15 protein-coding genes are annotated in these 15,366 nt (G+C 36.6%); 10 read left to right on the top strand and 5 right to left on the bottom strand.

The genetic code is table 11. The features are described from left to right. Positions 1-10 precede the first annotated feature (10 nt). The 5 genes from AB7942_RS15155 (at position 11) to AB7942_RS15135 (ending at position 3,672) form a co-directional block, all read left to right on the top strand. Complete coding sequence (locus tag AB7942_RS15155) at positions 11-793, top strand: DeoR/GlpR family DNA-binding transcription regulator (RefSeq protein WP_369447508.1); 783 nt, start codon at positions 11-13, stop codon at positions 791-793. Between the two features lie 132 nt (positions 794-925). Further along, positions 926-1,798 (top strand): Cof-type HAD-IIB family hydrolase, encoded by an 873-nt coding sequence (locus AB7942_RS15150; protein WP_369447506.1) that lies wholly within the window; start codon positions 926-928, stop codon positions 1,796-1,798. Positions 1,799-1,827: 29 nt separating this feature from the next. Continuing rightward, entirely contained in the window at positions 1,828-2,157 is a 330-nt protein-coding gene (locus AB7942_RS15145; protein ID WP_369447505.1) for a DMT family transporter, read from the top strand. A 40-nt stretch (positions 2,158-2,197) separates the two neighbouring features. Next, a complete protein-coding gene (locus AB7942_RS15140; RefSeq protein WP_369447504.1) occupies positions 2,198-2,518 on the top strand; it encodes a DMT family transporter in 321 nt (106 codons plus the stop codon). Positions 2,519-2,934: 416 nt separating this feature from the next. Next, the gene (locus tag AB7942_RS15135; protein ID WP_369447503.1) at positions 2,935-3,672 is read left to right on the top strand and encodes a hypothetical protein; all 738 of its coding nucleotides are present in this window, start codon (positions 2,935-2,937) and stop codon (positions 3,670-3,672) included. A 443-nt stretch (positions 3,673-4,115) separates the two neighbouring features. Here AB7942_RS15135 and AB7942_RS15130 read toward each other — a convergent pair whose 3' ends face one another. Beyond that, positions 4,116-4,271, bottom strand: a complete 156-nt coding sequence (locus tag AB7942_RS15130; RefSeq protein WP_369447502.1) for a DUF1540 domain-containing protein — start codon at positions 4,269-4,271, stop codon at positions 4,116-4,118. A gap of 877 nt (positions 4,272-5,148) precedes the next feature. Between AB7942_RS15130 and AB7942_RS15125 the strand changes: the two genes are divergently transcribed. The 3 genes from AB7942_RS15125 (at position 5,149) to AB7942_RS15115 (ending at position 9,895) form a co-directional block, all read left to right on the top strand. Beyond that, positions 5,149-5,679, top strand: a complete 531-nt coding sequence (locus AB7942_RS15125; RefSeq protein WP_369447501.1) for a hypothetical protein — start codon at positions 5,149-5,151, stop codon at positions 5,677-5,679. A 118-nt stretch (positions 5,680-5,797) separates the two neighbouring features. Next, positions 5,798-7,900 carry a hypothetical protein gene (locus AB7942_RS15120; protein WP_369447500.1) on the top strand — a complete coding sequence of 701 codons (2,103 nt, stop codon included), beginning with the start codon at positions 5,798-5,800 and terminating at the stop codon, positions 7,898-7,900. 60 nt (positions 7,901-7,960) lie between these two features. Beyond that, the gene (locus tag AB7942_RS15115; RefSeq protein ID WP_369447609.1) at positions 7,961-9,895 is read left to right on the top strand and encodes a beta-propeller fold lactonase family protein; all 1,935 of its coding nucleotides are present in this window, start codon (positions 7,961-7,963) and stop codon (positions 9,893-9,895) included. A 581-nt stretch (positions 9,896-10,476) separates the two neighbouring features. Here AB7942_RS15115 and AB7942_RS15110 read toward each other — a convergent pair. Then, a complete protein-coding gene (locus AB7942_RS15110) occupies positions 10,477-10,866 on the bottom strand; it encodes a YmaF family protein (RefSeq protein ID WP_369447499.1) in 390 nt (129 codons plus the stop codon). Positions 10,867-11,619: 753 nt separating this feature from the next. Here AB7942_RS15110 and AB7942_RS15105 point away from each other — a divergent pair. Both AB7942_RS15105 and AB7942_RS15100 read left to right on the top strand, forming a co-directional pair. After that, positions 11,620-13,029, top strand: a complete 1,410-nt coding sequence (locus AB7942_RS15105; RefSeq protein WP_369447498.1) for a GH1 family beta-glucosidase — start codon at positions 11,620-11,622, stop codon at positions 13,027-13,029. Between the two features lie 88 nt (positions 13,030-13,117). After that, complete coding sequence (locus tag AB7942_RS15100) at positions 13,118-13,825, top strand: GntR family transcriptional regulator (protein WP_369447497.1); 708 nt, start codon at positions 13,118-13,120, stop codon at positions 13,823-13,825. Between the two features lie 354 nt (positions 13,826-14,179). Here the strand turns inward: AB7942_RS15100 and yjcZ are convergent, their stop codons facing one another. From yjcZ to AB7942_RS15085, 3 genes are all read right to left on the bottom strand, one after another. Continuing rightward, positions 14,180-14,308 (bottom strand): sporulation protein YjcZ, encoded by a 129-nt coding sequence (gene yjcZ, locus AB7942_RS15095; protein WP_088090094.1) that lies wholly within the window; start codon positions 14,306-14,308, stop codon positions 14,180-14,182. 736 nt (positions 14,309-15,044) lie between these two features. After that, positions 15,045-15,140 (bottom strand): YjcZ family sporulation protein, encoded by a 96-nt coding sequence (locus tag AB7942_RS15090; protein ID WP_369447496.1) that lies wholly within the window; start codon positions 15,138-15,140, stop codon positions 15,045-15,047. A 68-nt stretch (positions 15,141-15,208) separates the two neighbouring features. After that, the gene (locus AB7942_RS15085) at positions 15,209-15,328 is read right to left on the bottom strand and encodes a YjcZ family sporulation protein (protein ID WP_369447608.1); all 120 of its coding nucleotides are present in this window, start codon (positions 15,326-15,328) and stop codon (positions 15,209-15,211) included. Positions 15,329-15,366 lie beyond the last annotated feature (38 nt).

Below are 15,366 nucleotides of genomic sequence, written 5' to 3'. Positions count from 1 at the left end.
GGGAAGAAATATGTCTGTTTTGCCAGAAGAAAGAAAGAATGAAATTTTAAAAGAACTGAACAAAATGGGAAAAGTAAAAGTTATGGAATTAGTTGATCAATATAATGTTTCAGAGGAAACGATTCGACGCGATTTGATGATATTAGAGGAAAAAGGACTTTTAAAGAGGGTTTACGGTGGAGCGATTAAAACAGTCTTTCAATTTGAGGAACCTCCATTCACACAGCGTACAACGGTGAATCAAGAAGCGAAAGTTAAGGTTGGGAAAAAAGCAGTAGAACTCATTTCTAACGGAGATGTGATTGTCATTGATGTAGGGACAACCATGCTTGAATTTGCGCAGTGTATTGAAAATAAAAAAGACATTACGATTTTAACCAATTCTCTTCCTGTGTCGTCTGTGTTGACCGAATCGCTTAATCAAAATAAGTTTACAGGACAAATTCTATTACTAGGTGGTCAAATTGATCCAAAGCAGCAATCTATATGCGGCGGTCTCACTGAACAAATGTTAAATCAATTTAATATTGATAAAGCGTTCATTTCAGCTGGTGGTGTTTCTATTCAAAGTGGGGTTAGTAATTATCATTTACATGAAACATTAGTTTCACGCAAGATGGTCGAGGTATCAAAGCAAGTTGTATTGCTAACAGATTACTCTAAAATTGGTGTCGATACATTTTGTAAAGTTTGTCCTCTAGAAAAAGTCGATGTGATTGTCTGCGAACAACCATTTCCAGAGGAATGGAGAAATCATTCAAAATTAGAGGAAATCAATTGGATTCAAGCATAGTCAATCCATAAAAGGACATATCGAGACGGATGAGGGAGTTCTCTCTCTTTTTTGATTAGATTTTTATTGAAAGCAGGTAAAAAAACTAGAAAGAAAATTTAATAGATAGAATGGGAAAAGGAGATATATTGTATGAGTTTCATTGCGATAGATTTAGACGGAACATTATTAAACGACCAGAATGAAATTAGTGAAGAAAATATAAAGGCGATTCAATATGCCCAAGATAGAGGCTTTGAAGTAGTTATTTCAACAGGACGGGCTTATTTTGACGTTCAAACAATTTGTGAAAAAGCCGGGATTACCCCATTTGTAATCGGGACAAATGGCGCAACCATTCATTCAAAAAGCGGAAAGTGCATTTCTTCTATTACGATAACTAAAGATCGTGTCGAAGCTATTCTCCAATGGTTAGATGAACGGAATTATTATTACGAAGTGTTTACTGATAAAGCCATTTATACTCTTAAAGAGGGAAGAGAACATTTCTATAATGAGATTCAAAGCTTGAAAAGCTCAGATTTGAATACAGATATGAAAGAATTAGTTGAAGTAGCGGAAAGGCAATTTGACCAGTCTGGATATGTTTTAGTTGAAAACTATCATGATATCTTAAAACAGGAGGAAGAATTCTATAACATTTTAGCATGTTCTTTTGATAAAAAGAAATTAGAGGAAGCATGGAACCAATTCAAAAAGTTTGATGAGTTGATGGTTGTTTCATCTGCTGATCATAACATTGAAATGACTAGTAAAAGAGCTTCAAAAGGGATGTCCCTTGAAAAATTGGTTCTCTCGATGAATGGCTCCTTAGATCAGGCTATGGCAATCGGGGACAGCAACAATGATTTATCCATGTTCCAGAAAGTTGGATACAGCGTAGCGATGGGAAATGCGAAAGATGTCATAAAAACTGTTTGTACAACGACAACCCTTAAAAATGATGAGAATGGGGTAGCTTATGCGATTTATCGATATATGGAGAACTTCGTGGTTCAAAAATAAGTGTCAATGCCGAAGGAGAGAGCGATAAAATGGCATGGATCTATATCATAATGGCAGGAATTTTGGAAATTGTCTGGGTGATCGGTCTTAAATATTCACACGGATTCACCAAAATTATACCTAGTATAGTAACGGTAGTTATTATACTCTTTAGTTTCTTTTTACTTTCAAAAGCTTTACATTCAATTCCCTTAGGAACTGGTTACGCCATTTTTACTGGATTGGGAACGGTGGGAACAGTAGTAACTGGGATGCTTTTTTGGGGAGAGACTATTAATCCACTGAAAGTATTTTTTGTAGCTTTAATGATATTGGGTATAATTGGAATAAAAGTTAGTCCTGCACAACCTAAACATTAAAGGAAATGAAATGATTTATACAAGGTTTGGGGATGATTCAATGGCTTGGTTTTTTCTTCTTATTGCCGGATTTGCCGAGATTGGTAGTGTTATAAGCCTGAAGCGTGCAGACGGGTTTAAAAAATTGCTCCCCTCTGTAGCGTGTCTTTTTTTGGGGAGTTTAAGCTTTTATTTTCTTTCTTTGTCATTAACATCTCTTCCAGTGGGGACTGCCTATGCAATATGGACTGGGATCGGCTCTGTTGGAAGTGTTTTAGCAGGAATGATCTTCTTTAAAGAACCTAGAAGTTTAAGAACAATCCTATTGATTATGTGTATTATTACAGGGGCTGCAGGTATTAAAATAACTTCTGAACATTAAGATCAAGGTTTTAAATGGCAATATAACCCTTTTTCTCTAATTATTGTGTTTTTTTGGGCAGATTTGTATACCTTAATTTCTATAATCAATTATTTCAAAAAAATGCCCAACTTGATGTGGGCATTTTTATTTAGCTATTTGTTCTTGAGTGGCGTTTTATTTATAACAAATTCCTTAGCAAACTCAGTTAATCCAGCCATATTGGGCTTCTGAAAAGTTCCCATTCTTGAATTATTCATTAAATTTTGAAGTGGTTGGAACCCTTTTTTGTTTCGTTTTCTTACTGACGTCATGTTGTTATTTACCTATGGGTGAATGTTTTAACCTAGGACAATCGTGGAACATAGTATAAATTTGTGGTCCTTATAATCAGGATAAGAAAAAATAAATAACCTTGGTGAGGGGAATGTTTCAAAATGGAAGAACAAAAACAATACCGCAATGATTTGTTGGAATGGTGTAATACCATTTATTCTAATTGGGAAAGTATGAAACCAATGGTTACCAAGCTCTATGATAGGGAGAGTTTAGAGGAATGGGAAGGATCATGCCGTCAATTAAAAGAGAAATTACAGTCAGATTTAAACGTGGACTTCGATGATTATCTGAACGCTAAAAGCCTATATGAACAGTGGGAACAGGTATTCAAAGAAACGAATGCGTATCAAGAAGAGATTGAAATCGTTTCTGATACACGATTGGAATGGGAAGAGGAACAACCATTCCATGAAGGATTAATGGAAAGGGCTGCTTCTCAAGAAGAGATTGAAGTCGGTTCCGATCACCGTTTGGAATGGGAAGAGGAACAACCATTCCATGAAGGATTATTGGAAAGGGTTGCTTATCAAGAGGAGATTGAGGTTGATACAGATAAATATGTGGATTTAGACGAAGAACTACAATACCGTGAAGAATTGTTAGAATGGTGTAATACCATTTATTCTAATTGGGAAAGTATGAAACCAAGGTTTTCAAAACTTTTTGATATAAAAAGTTTAGAGGAATGGGAGTCATCATGCCGCAATTTAAAAGAGAAATTACAGGAAGATTTAATAGCAGATTTCGATGATTATCAGACAGCTAAAAGCCTATATGAACAGTGGGAACAGCTATTCAAAGAATCGCATCCTTATAAAGAGGAAATTGGAGTTTAATCGGCTTAAGATTTAGGTATTTCAAGCGAAAATAAGAAGAAAGGGATAACATCGGAGCGGCTGAAAAGCTGCTCTTTTTTTGTAATAAAAATTCAAATGTGTACATGTCAGCAACATTTGAGTGATGATAAATGTTTTATACAGCACATATATTTATTTATAGATCAAGGAAAGTGAGGTCTCTATATGGTAATGGTGTGTAAAAACCATGTTAAAAAGGCACTAAAAGGTCTTGACGTCCCACATGTAGAAATAAGCAAATTGTATAAAAGTCCCTGTATATTTTGTAAACAGGAAGCTAATATAAATATTTTCTATTCAATTCCTATTTCCAATAAAATTAGAAAAATAAGAAATATCCATAAGCATGTATGAAAATGATTATTATTATCAATACTACAAATATTAGAGGGATAACCATAAAAAGGCTATCCCAACGAAAATTATGCTTCTGGAACAAATGTTTTGCAATCCGTTTCTTCACTAGTGGATGCCTGTTTGCCTTTATGACTGACTACATAAATAGCATCTGCATTGCATTTGTTTCCGTTGCCCCAGTAAGAACAGTTATTTACTTCACAAAGAACATCTTGTGCCATTCGTATCACACCTCCTTTTCCTTATCTTTGACGAATGAACTTTGGATGATACCCTTTGGTGAAAATAACATCAAAATGTCTAATTAGATAACGCTTTTATATATTTTTATAAAGAAAAAAGAGTGACTGAAAAGTCGCTCTTTTTTCTTATTGACATTGATAATCATTTTCAATTATTATTTAAGTGAGATATTGATAATGATTATCAATTATTGTCTGGAATTGATAACTGAATAAAGAAAAACTCTGACTGATTATCATTATGAAAGTAGGTTGTAAAAGTGTTAGTTTGTAAAAAACATGTAACTGAAGCTCTCGAAGCACTTGACGTTCCTCATGTTGTTAAAGTTGATAATTATCATAGCACCTGCTCATTTTGTAAAAAAGAAGCAAATTTAAAAATCTTTTATTCAATTCCTTTCTTTAAAACATTTAGTAAAAAAAATCAAATAATAGTTGGAAATTGAAATGAATTGTGACTTAATTAGTCACTCTTTTTTCTTGTTCAGAATTCGGTTCAGGTGGAATAAGGTTACTCCATTAAGAAATTAACTTTTCATGGAGGCTGTTAATAAAGGAATTTTTCTATTTCAATATAGAAAAAATCCATACACAAAGTCCGATAATATTTGCTATTAAAAAAGAAATAATTAAAACGTTTTTAAATCGATCCATTTTTTCTCCTTATTCTTACAATTTATATTAATACTACTCTATTTTAAACTATTAAATCTGTCATTATAGCATAGATTATGTAATTTTCACTCAATTTTGATTGACAATGATTATCATTTAAGTATAAAATCATAAAGAAAATGATAATCATTATCATTGAGCTTATGGAATATTCTTAATAGATTCATTGGAGGTGATAATAATGAGTACATTAATTAATAAAGTGGTCTTGCAATTATTGGTAACTGTAATGCGTATTCTTTTTGCTGTAGGATGGCTCTTAGCAGGTGTAACGAAGATTAGTGAAAAACACTGGTTTAGTGAACCTGGTATTTTTATTGAAAATTATTTATTAACTGCAGTAGAAAAACCGAATGTTCCAGAATTTTACAAGTATTTTATTGAACATGTAGCTTTAGATCATGTTATGTTCTTCAATTATACAATTCCTATTGTGCAAATTATTTTGGGAATATGTTTGATCGTTGGATTTATGATTATTCCTTCTGTTTTTATTTGTCTTTTTATGCATGTGAATTTTATTCTTTCAGGAAATATGAATTTAATAAGTCTGACCCTTTATACAAGCGCATTTGCAATTATATTTTTTATACAACGTAGTTATGTTTTCAGTGTAGACCGGTATTTTGGAATAGATCAAAAGCTTTCTTTTAAAAACAAAAAGGTAGAAGAGCCTGTTATACCAAAAAGGCTTATTAAGAATATTTCTTAATTAATAAGTATTTTTTTATAGATTAGTTAAAAAAATAGTCGTATATTAGCTATTAATCAATTTATTTCTTATTTTTTTATGATGATAGATAAAATTATTATGTTGAAGGGATATTATTATGAAAAACAAGCCATGGAAAGTGATGTCGTCTATCGCACTTGCATCCACTTTAGTACTAATTGCTGGATGTACGAGCGAAAAGAAAGTTGCAAAAGAAGAAAAAACATCAGAGCAAGAGCAACAAGTAAGTAAGAAAGTGACAAACGCTTCTGTAACAGTACCTGTGACAGATTATACGTTTGATACAGCAGGTAACATGTTCGCCTATGCAGAATTTGAACTTTCAGGAGAACCCTTAGTAGAGGGACTAGGACTTGATTTGGATGTTCTTGATCCAAAAAAATTAGATTCGCCCACAAAGTTTGATTATACAGCAGGAATTGAATCGTATGAATATTCAGAGGAAGCAATGTATGAAGTTGTAGAAAAATCAGGGTTGGGGCTACATTTAATTAATGGTCCGGTTGTCAAGGAATTAGCTAAAAAGCAGGGGAAAGAATCACAAGAATTATTAGCAGAGCGTTTCTATAAATTAGCTGATGCAGTTGGCTATCCTCGTGAAGAGATTCATAGGAATATGTTTCCAACCTTTATTGAATATGCAAAAGGTGACCCTCATTATATTCAAGAAGTAGATACTTCTAACTATGCTTCAGGGGAAGAAAATACATACGTTCCTCAATATCAAGTTAACTTTAAGTCGCTTCGATGGGATCGTAATAAAATGGATAAAGTATTAAATCCAGCAGCATATGGGGGGGCATTCTTAAAACAAGCTCTATGGGCTGGAGATTTTATGGGTGGGTTTCATACTGTAGACGGTGATGAAGAATTGGAAGGTGAAACACCTACTGATGATCATGATGAAAACGTTGCTATTGGTGTCAGCTCAGCAGATGGTATGCAGGGAGCCATCCTAGTAGAGGAAATTTGGAACAAATTAAATTACGTTCGTAATCACTTATTTTACAAGGAAAATGATAAGAAATTACTTCCTGCAAGTGTTGGAAGTCAGTATGATCCATCAAAAGGCTATGTTTATTTACCTCATACAATCCAAGTAAAAGAAGACGGAAATACAGACGTCCCTAATGCCGAGTCACTAGAAGTAACAGATGCGCGCAGTATTTTAACAGATCAATGGTTAATGCTTTGGCCTTCATCTGAATTCTTCGGCACGACAGATCAGCGTCCAGAAAATAAAAATGTCGCGCCATCATTCCGAGCACTTTTTGACAGTGATCCTTATCCTGCTGCACCTAAAGTAAATCTTGATAACAATGCAGGAAACGATGTGACTGTAAACGATCCATACTCTGTTAACCGTGACGTACTGCTTCATGTGTTTAAAAATATTGACGCCATGCACTTTAATGAAAAAGAAGGTGCATTTGTAGCTGAAAATAATGGTAAAGAGCAAGGAAATTATGTAGATACGTTTAATGCAGGCTATACAATGGAATCACTTCGTATTTTCCAGCGTGCAATTGATGGTCTTCCAGTTGGATATGCAAATGCAGAAGACGCTGAAGGATTAAATACAGCTGAAGGTAAACGTGCAATTGAATTAATGACAAAACAAGCTGATTTTATCATTGATAAACTGATGACAGATTCAGGCTTAGTTGCAAAAGGCTATACATTCGGTAAAGGTGCAGATAAGGAAACACCATTAAATGCACAACTTGGGGCCGTTCGCGGCTTAACAGCAGCATATCTTGCAACAAAGGATGAAAAATATCGTAATGCTGCTCGTACCGTTTATCAAGCAATGGATGAAATGCTTTGGGATAATAAGGCAAAAGCCTATGAAACTGTGAAAGGCGAAATGAAATATGATGCCTATACTGCAGGTGGAGTATCTGCTGTCTTACGTGTCGCGATTAATAACTTAAGCAATATGGAAGGCGATAAAGAACAGCCAAAAGCATTAGAAGTGGAAACCATTATTTCGCGATATGTTGATTTTTATGAAACTGTCATAGATGGTCCAGATCTTAAACAAGGAATGCAAGCAAGTGAATTCTGGGATACAGGTGATTTTTACATTGATGGTGATAAGTCTGGAAACACAGATGGAGATCAAGTTCCACAAACTCAAGCTGGTCATGGTAAATACGGCATTGCACCTGTTCTTGTACCTGTTGAAGTAAAAAAATAAAGATAAAGAGGGTAGGTAATCGTGAGGAAAATTGCCCTTTTCTGGCTAACGCTCCTATTGATGGGGGCGTTAGTTGGTTGTAAGGAAGGAATACAAGCAGTAAACGAGAAAGAGCCAGGAGTTGTTCGGGACTATGCTGTTAACAGCAACAATATTGTTATGAATAAGGCTGGTAATACCATTTATATAGCCAATATTGATGTAAATACAGTTACCATTGTTGACAGTCAAACAAAAAAGGTGACAGCTGAAATACCAGTCGGAAAATCCCCTGTGCAGCTTACCCTTTCACCTGATGAAAGTAAATTGTATGTCTCCTGTAGGTATGACAATAAAATTGACATCATATCTATTGAAAAAGAAAAAGTGGTCGATTCTCTTGATGTCGGAATTGAACCATATGGTGTTGTAACAAATCAGGACGGTAACAAGCTGTATGTTGCAAACTATCGATCTAGTACAATATCAGTAATCGATCTAACGAATAAAAAAGTTGAGTCTGAGATTAAAGTCGGCGATCGACCTAGAACATTAGCGATTACGGCAGATGGGCATAAGTTATATGTTCCGCATTATTTAGATGCGAAAATTAGTGTGATTAATACCGAAACTGAAAAAATAAGTAAAGTATTTTCCCTTGCCGATTCACCAGATAATAACGATCGCAAAAAAAGCCAAGGGATTCCAAATACATTAGAACAATTTGTGATAGATCCCGATGGAAAAAAAGCTTGGATTCCTCACTTGTTAACAAATGTTGATACACCAGTTCACTTTCAAGAAACGATTTTCCCAGCCATCTCTGTCATTGATTTAACGACTGATGAAGAGTTGGTTGATGAACGGAAAGAATTGTTCGAAGAAATAAATATCACAGATAAAAAAAATGACACAATCATTACCTCAAATCCAAATGATGTCGTCTTTCATCCAAACGGTAACAAAGCATATGTTGTCATGTCTGGAAGTGAAGATCTCGTTGTGTTTGATTTAAAACGTGGTGGCAATGCAACGCAGATTCTAAGAAGAATTGAAGGAAATAATCCAAGAGGTGCCGTGATTTCACCGGATGGCAAAACCGTTTATGTTAACAACGCTATGAGTCATGATCTTGCTGAGATTTCTACAGGTGGAAACAGTCCATACGCTCGTGCAAAAATGAAAGGTGAAAATCTTGAGTTGATAGCAAAAGATCCTCTGTCCCCACTAGTAAGAGAAGGGAAAACGATTTTTTATAGTGCCAATAGCGATGAGTTTGCGACAGGAATTACAGGGAATAATTGGATGAGTTGTATTTCTTGTCATGCTGATGGTGAAACAAATGGACTAACTTTAATGACTCCAAAAGGACCAAGAGAAGTTCCAAGCAATGTTTTAACGACAAAAACCGGATTATTTATGTGGGATGGCAGTCGTGATGATTTTACGGATTATATATTGACTGTGCAGGGTGAAATGGGTGGCATGATGGAATTTGATCCGGGAAAACCACTCCCTAATGATGTCGAGCATATGTATGATGCGATGTTTGCCTATCTCGATGATCCTGATTCACTCCCAGTCCCAAAAAGTCCTTATCGTAATAAGGATGGAAGCTTAACCTCTACAGCAGAGGATGGAAGAAAATTGTTTGAGGGGAAAGCAGGATGTATGTCATGTCATGCAGGGGCTCAATTTACAGATAGCGTAAAGGCTATTGATGAAAACGGTCATTTGACAACTAGCAATACTAATTATTTGCATGATATCGGTACTACTAATCCGATAGATAAACCATCTAAAGGTAATGCTAGACAAGGTTTTACAAACCCAAGAGATACTCTTCATTTTGATGTTCCAACATTAAGAGGGGTATGGGCAAGTGCACCTTATTTTCATGATGGCAGTGCCAATACGATTGAAGAGGTTATTAAGCGTATTCGATATAAAGGAAAGCCTGAGTTTACAGACGGTGAAATTTTAAAAATAGCCGAATATGTACGTTCTATAGAATAGTGGGTAATCAAAAAATAGACAAGGAGCTACCTTTAAATCATGTAAAATTTACAAGAAAGCACCGTGTAAACGGTGCTTCATTACCCTTTTGAAAGGTTAGGAATTATATCTGCCCTGGATAAAATGCCTCGTTGATTTCCCAAGACTCAACGATCTTGCGGGCTACGGTAGGTTCATATCCCATACCCATAAGGTACGTTATAGCAGCAACCTCTCGTAAGGCATGAGGAAAAGAAGTGTGCTGGGCTTCGTGTAATCCATACTGAACAAGAGGTTCAATGTTTCTTAATACTGTGTGTTTATAATGGTGTGGGCTATACTGCTGCTGTTGACTAATGTGATAAGGATTGTATTGGTAAGGGTTATACAAAATACAGTCATCTCCCTAGATGAAAAATTTGTAAAGTCATCATTAGTCTATGTGTGTTGTATCATGGGTGAAACGGATACTGGAAAATTAAAAGAGAAATGAGTTGGAGTGGTACCCTTATTAAGCTTACGGGTACCTCAGTTAAAGAAGCTAAAAAAAGCCCATTCCTTAACCATCAGGAAATCGGCTTTTTAATGGGGTGAAACTTTCCCTAGGAGCTAGGGCTAGTTGTACCACTATATTTATGTGAATGAGGATGGTCTCCGTTCACTGTCGTTACTCCGTGAAAATTATGATAATGTCCAACTCCACCAGGTAAGGGAATAGCAGGACCCGTTGTGCCTCGGATTTCATGTTTATGGCCATCATTTAACGAAGTCACGGTAAAGTATTTATGAGTATGTTTTACACCAGTAGGGGCAGGTTCCGTAGTACCTGAATATCTATGGTCATGCCCTCCCATAAATGAGGTCACTCCTGAAAAATGATGTCTATGAATAGGAGTGCCGTTCCAAGACGTAAGATATAATATGTGAGAATGCTCAGAATCCATATTTGAATCACTTGAATGAAGGATAAACCCAGTAACCGGAATTTCCATATCTTTTCCCCCTTTTCTAAATCGCTCTTACAATTTATGAAAAATCTAAATCATTCATGTCCTTTTTTTAAATAAACATAAGGAGAAAGAACCCAGAGTAGGCTTCCTTTCCATTTAAATGGACTTGACTAGGGTTTTTATTAAAAAGGGCAACTTATTGGTTTAGGTATTGAGAAAAGAGAAAGACAATAACCTGATCCAGGCTGAACGCCTGGATTTTTAGTTTTTTAGGAGGTTTGGGGCAGGAAAATGACAAGTGGCCGATAAAATCGAAAAGCGGCTGATAAAATGAAAAAGTGGCCGATAAATTGTTCGAAGTGGCCGATAAATTGTTCTTAGGTTAAATCCGATGGCAGGGGTTTTATTTTCGTTGTTTCTATACTTGCTAGAATAGAAATCTAGTATCTTAACCTAAAATTTTCATCCCAGCATGATTAAAAAAGGTAACTAAAAAGCCCGCCACGGTCCGAGATCCAGTCCAAAAAATAAAAGGTTCTCCATAAGCGGCAAACACAATGACCTAAGCCAGGAAAAACCCCTGGCTTTTTAGCTTTCTTGTTAGTAGTTGAACAAAGGGGGAAGGTTATAATAAATCGCACTCGGATTTAATGATCCATTTCAGTAGATACTATCTAGGAAGTTTTTCTAGTCAAAAAATAAAAAACGGTATATAATCATATTAATATTTGTACCTATAAATAAAATTCATAGTAATAAATATAATGAGTTGGTATAAAAATGGAGGGGTTATAAATGAAGTTTCCACATGATTTTTTATTCGGCGCGGCTTCTGCTTCTTATCAAGTAGAAGGAGCGTGGAATGAAGACGGTAAAGGGGTAACCAATTGGGATGTATTTTCAAAGATTCCGGGGAAAACGTATGAGGGCACCAACGGAGACGTAGCGATCGACCATTATCATCGCTACAAAGAAGATATTCAACTGATGGCCGAGATGGGACTGGAATCGTACCGGTTTTCGATTTCATGGGCACGGATTTTGCCAACGGGAGACGGTGAAGTCAATGAAAAGGGCCTGGAGTTTTATAACAATGTCATCAATGAATGTTTAAAGTACGGAATTGTGCCATTTGTAACGCTCTATCATTGGGATTTGCCGCTGACGCTGGAAGAAGTCGGGGGATGGACGAGTAAACGAACAGCGGAAGCCTTCGTCAAGTATGCGGAAATTTGTTTTCGGTCCTTCGGCGACCGCGTCAAACATTGGATTACCTTTAATGAAACGGTGATGTTTACTGGCTTAGGCTATTTAAAAGGGGCGCATCCGCCTGGGATTCAAAACGATGAGAATAAATACTTTCAAGCCACACATTACGTGTTTTATGCCCATGCAAAAGCCGTCGAAGTCTATAAGGGGCTGAATCATTACGGCGAGATTGGGATTACCCATGTATTCTTACCCGCTTACAGCGTAGATGATCAAGAGGAGAATGTCCTAGCGGCCCGGCATGCCACTGAATATGAAACGTTTTGGTATTATGACCCGATTTTAAAAGGCGAATATCCGTCTTACGTGGTCGAGCAATTACAGGAAAAAGGCTGGACGCCAAATTGGACAGAAGAAGAGCTGGATACCTTAAAAAGAAATGCCGGAAAAAATGACTTTATCGGACTGAATTATTACCAGCCGATTCGCGTTGAAAAAAATCACGAAGCCGTTTCAACCATGGAACATTCACGAGAAACTTCGACGCTGACTCCAGGCAACCCGTCGTTTGATGGCTTTTATCGGACCGTGAAAATGGAGGATAAAACCTATACAAAATGGGGATGGGAGATATCACCGCAAGGATTTTTAGACGGCCTCCATATGCTAAAAGAGCGATATGGTGATATCAAAATGTATGTAACCGAAAACGGACTCGGTGATGAGGATCCGATCATTGAGGGCGAAATCGTCGATGTGCCTCGGATTAAATATATTGAGGCGCATTTAAAAGTGATTAAGCGTGCCATCCAAGAAGGCATAAATTTAAAAGGGTATTACGCCTGGTCTGTCATTGATCTCCTCAGCTGGTTAAACGGCTATAAAAAGCAATACGGATTCATATACGTCGATCACAAGAATCACTTAAATCGAAAGAAAAAGCTGTCGTTTCATTGGTACAAGCATATCATTGAGACGAGAGGAGAAGAGCTGTAAGTAAAAAAGAAAGCCTCTTGATATGAATCAGGAGGCTTGATGTATAATAAAGTCATTAAATAATGGAACGAAACATTAGGGAGAATATATGGCTGTAAAATATAAAGAAATAGCGGATCAATTAGAACGGGACATTCAGGATGGGAAATTCGATCAAACGAAAAAGCTGCCGACCGAAGATGAACTGATAAATAAATTTGAAGTGAGCCGTAATACGATTCGGAAAGCCATTAATCAGCTCGTCAATCGCGGCCACATCTATCAGGTGCAGGGCAGCGGCATGTTTTTACGGGAAAAATCCGAAACCGATACGATCAATTTAGGCAGTCTTAGAGGCTTAACAAAAGATTTGACTTCAAAGAACATTGAAACGAAAATTCTAGATTTACACGTGCTAGAAGCCGATGAAGAAAAAGCAAAACAATTGCGTAGTGAAGTTGGAACCAAGCTTTATTATATCAAGCGGCTCCGCATCGTAGATCAAGAACCCTTCTCGATTGAAATCAGTTATTTTAATAAGGACATTGTCCCATACTTAAACGAAGAGATCGCCTCAAGTTCTATTTATAGTTACCTGATCGACGACTTAAAATTATCGATTGGTTTTGCGGACAAAGTTATCAACTGCGAAAAAATCGATGAAGCCAGTGCGGGATTGCTCCTGGTCAATCCGCTCGATCCAGCATTGATTATTGAAAACACCGTTTGTTTAACGAACGGAACCATCTTTGAATTATCTCAATCCATCTTTCATTATCAAAAAGCAAAGATCTTAAATCGCATCAATTTTAAATAAAAAGCTCTGTTATACTTGGCTGTTGATTTCCACTCCAGGCGCTTCGCTTTCCGCGGGCAGGGGAGCCTCCTCGTCGCTGCGCTTCTGCGGGGTCTCCCCTGCCCCGTCCTCCCGCAGGAGTCTTCGCGCCTTCCGCTTCAATCAACATGTGCCAAAATCAACAATGAGCTTTAACGTAACCAAATGAAAATCGGTTAAGACGCCTTAGTTTAACCGTTTTTTTAATTGTGCACATGTGCTTTTCGCCGATAAACATAATGAAAGGAAGAGCCCATACTAGGCTCTTCCTTCCGATCGATCATTTGAAAATGACGATTTCATTCTCAAATGAACATGTTCAGATTGTCCCTAAAACTAAAATGTGGAAAGAACGATAATTAATAGAATGAACAATACAACGATTAAAACAAATGTGCTGCCGCCGCCATAACCTCCACCGCTATAACCACCGTCGTAGCCGTAACCGCCACCGCAAAATCCCATATCTTTTCACCACCTATTTCGTTTGTGGATGGTTAATTACCATCTTACCATTAGTATATTTTTTACAAGAGAACGTGATTGGACATGCACCGCTTTTTTGAAGAAATCCGCGATCGTACCGTAATTTTTCTAAACCGATAAAAACAAGAAGTAGCGTATGCATTATGACATACGCTACTTCCAGAGGTGACTCTATGTCTGTGCTTGGCGGCGGAGAGATTCCTGTCTCTCCCTAATAAGCTATGCAAAAAGAATAAAGAGGACTGGACAAGCGTTTAGAAAGATAAGAAAAGTTTTTTCGAAAATGAATATTCATTTAATATGGAGGAGACTAAAAAAAACCGAAAAAGAAAGAACCTATAATAGGCTCTTCCTTTCATTGTGTTTATTCATAGATATCAGTCGATTTTTAGAATATGCGACGTCTTCTGGAAAAAATAGCAAAGATTATAAAGAAGGGGATAAATCTTCTTCTTCTAAAGCCATCCCGGATAAACACGCCTCTTCTTCGACCATCAAACCCATCCATGAACCCACGGTGAACTCTACCAAAACGATCTCTAATTTCAATAGGTTGACCCATGAATCTCATCATTGAATTAGGCAATTCTCTTCCTCCTTTCTCTTGCAGGTTGCTCAGAATACGAGGTATTCTGTTGATTTAAGTTTGGAAAAAGGACAGATTATTTCAACCTGTCCTTTGCTCCTTCAAAAAGCGACATGTCACTTTTTTAAATTAGTAGCCTCCCATAAAGGAAGTACCTACAATGATTAACAAGATGAAAAGTACAACGACTAACGCAGTTGAACTTCTTCTATGTCCATCACTCATGTTTCTCACCCCATTTTGAAAATGATGATTTAAATCAAAAATGAAACACGTTCAGATTGTCCCTAAAACTAGAATGTTGAAAGAACGATAATTAATAGAATGAACAATACAACGATTAAAACAAATGTGCTGCCACCGCCATAACCACCGCCGTAACCACCATCGTAACCGCCAGATCCATAGCCCATATCTTCTTCACCACCTTTCGTTTTTGAGGGGGTAATTT

Source organism: Neobacillus sp. BF23-41, from assembly GCF_041106275.1.
This window is presented reverse-complemented; position numbering and strand designations above follow the sequence as displayed.

Excerpts from the sequence above, each read along its gene's own strand:
- AB7942_RS15155 (WP_369447508.1), top strand. The coding sequence starts at position 11 with ATGTCTGTTTTGCCAGAAGAAAGAAAGAATGAAATTTTAAAAGAACTG.
- AB7942_RS15090 (WP_369447496.1), bottom strand. The coding sequence starts at position 15,140 with ATGAGTGATGGACATAGAAGAAGTTCAACTGCGTTAGTCGTTGTACTT.
- AB7942_RS15130 (WP_369447502.1), bottom strand. The coding sequence starts at position 4,271 with ATGGCACAAGATGTTCTTTGTGAAGTAAATAACTGTTCTTACTGGGGC.
- AB7942_RS15145 (WP_369447505.1), top strand. The coding sequence starts at position 1,828 with ATGGCATGGATCTATATCATAATGGCAGGAATTTTGGAAATTGTCTGG.
- yjcZ (WP_088090094.1), bottom strand. The coding sequence starts at position 14,308 with ATGGGATTTTGCGGTGGCGGTTACGGCTACGACGGTGGTTATAGCGGT.
- AB7942_RS15110 (WP_369447499.1), bottom strand. The coding sequence starts at position 10,866 with ATGGAAATTCCGGTTACTGGGTTTATCCTTCATTCAAGTGATTCAAAT.
- AB7942_RS15120 (WP_369447500.1), top strand. The coding sequence starts at position 5,798 with ATGAAAAACAAGCCATGGAAAGTGATGTCGTCTATCGCACTTGCATCC.
- AB7942_RS15150 (WP_369447506.1), top strand. The coding sequence starts at position 926 with ATGAGTTTCATTGCGATAGATTTAGACGGAACATTATTAAACGACCAG.
- AB7942_RS15100 (WP_369447497.1), top strand. The coding sequence starts at position 13,118 with ATGGCTGTAAAATATAAAGAAATAGCGGATCAATTAGAACGGGACATT.
- AB7942_RS15125 (WP_369447501.1), top strand. The coding sequence starts at position 5,149 with ATGAGTACATTAATTAATAAAGTGGTCTTGCAATTATTGGTAACTGTA.
- AB7942_RS15135 (WP_369447503.1), top strand. The coding sequence starts at position 2,935 with ATGGAAGAACAAAAACAATACCGCAATGATTTGTTGGAATGGTGTAAT.
- AB7942_RS15105 (WP_369447498.1), top strand. The coding sequence starts at position 11,620 with ATGAAGTTTCCACATGATTTTTTATTCGGCGCGGCTTCTGCTTCTTAT.
- AB7942_RS15140 (WP_369447504.1), top strand. The coding sequence starts at position 2,198 with ATGGCTTGGTTTTTTCTTCTTATTGCCGGATTTGCCGAGATTGGTAGT.
- AB7942_RS15115 (WP_369447609.1), top strand. The coding sequence starts at position 7,961 with ATGGGGGCGTTAGTTGGTTGTAAGGAAGGAATACAAGCAGTAAACGAG.
- AB7942_RS15085 (WP_369447608.1), bottom strand. The coding sequence starts at position 15,328 with ATGGGCTATGGATCTGGCGGTTACGATGGTGGTTACGGCGGTGGTTAT.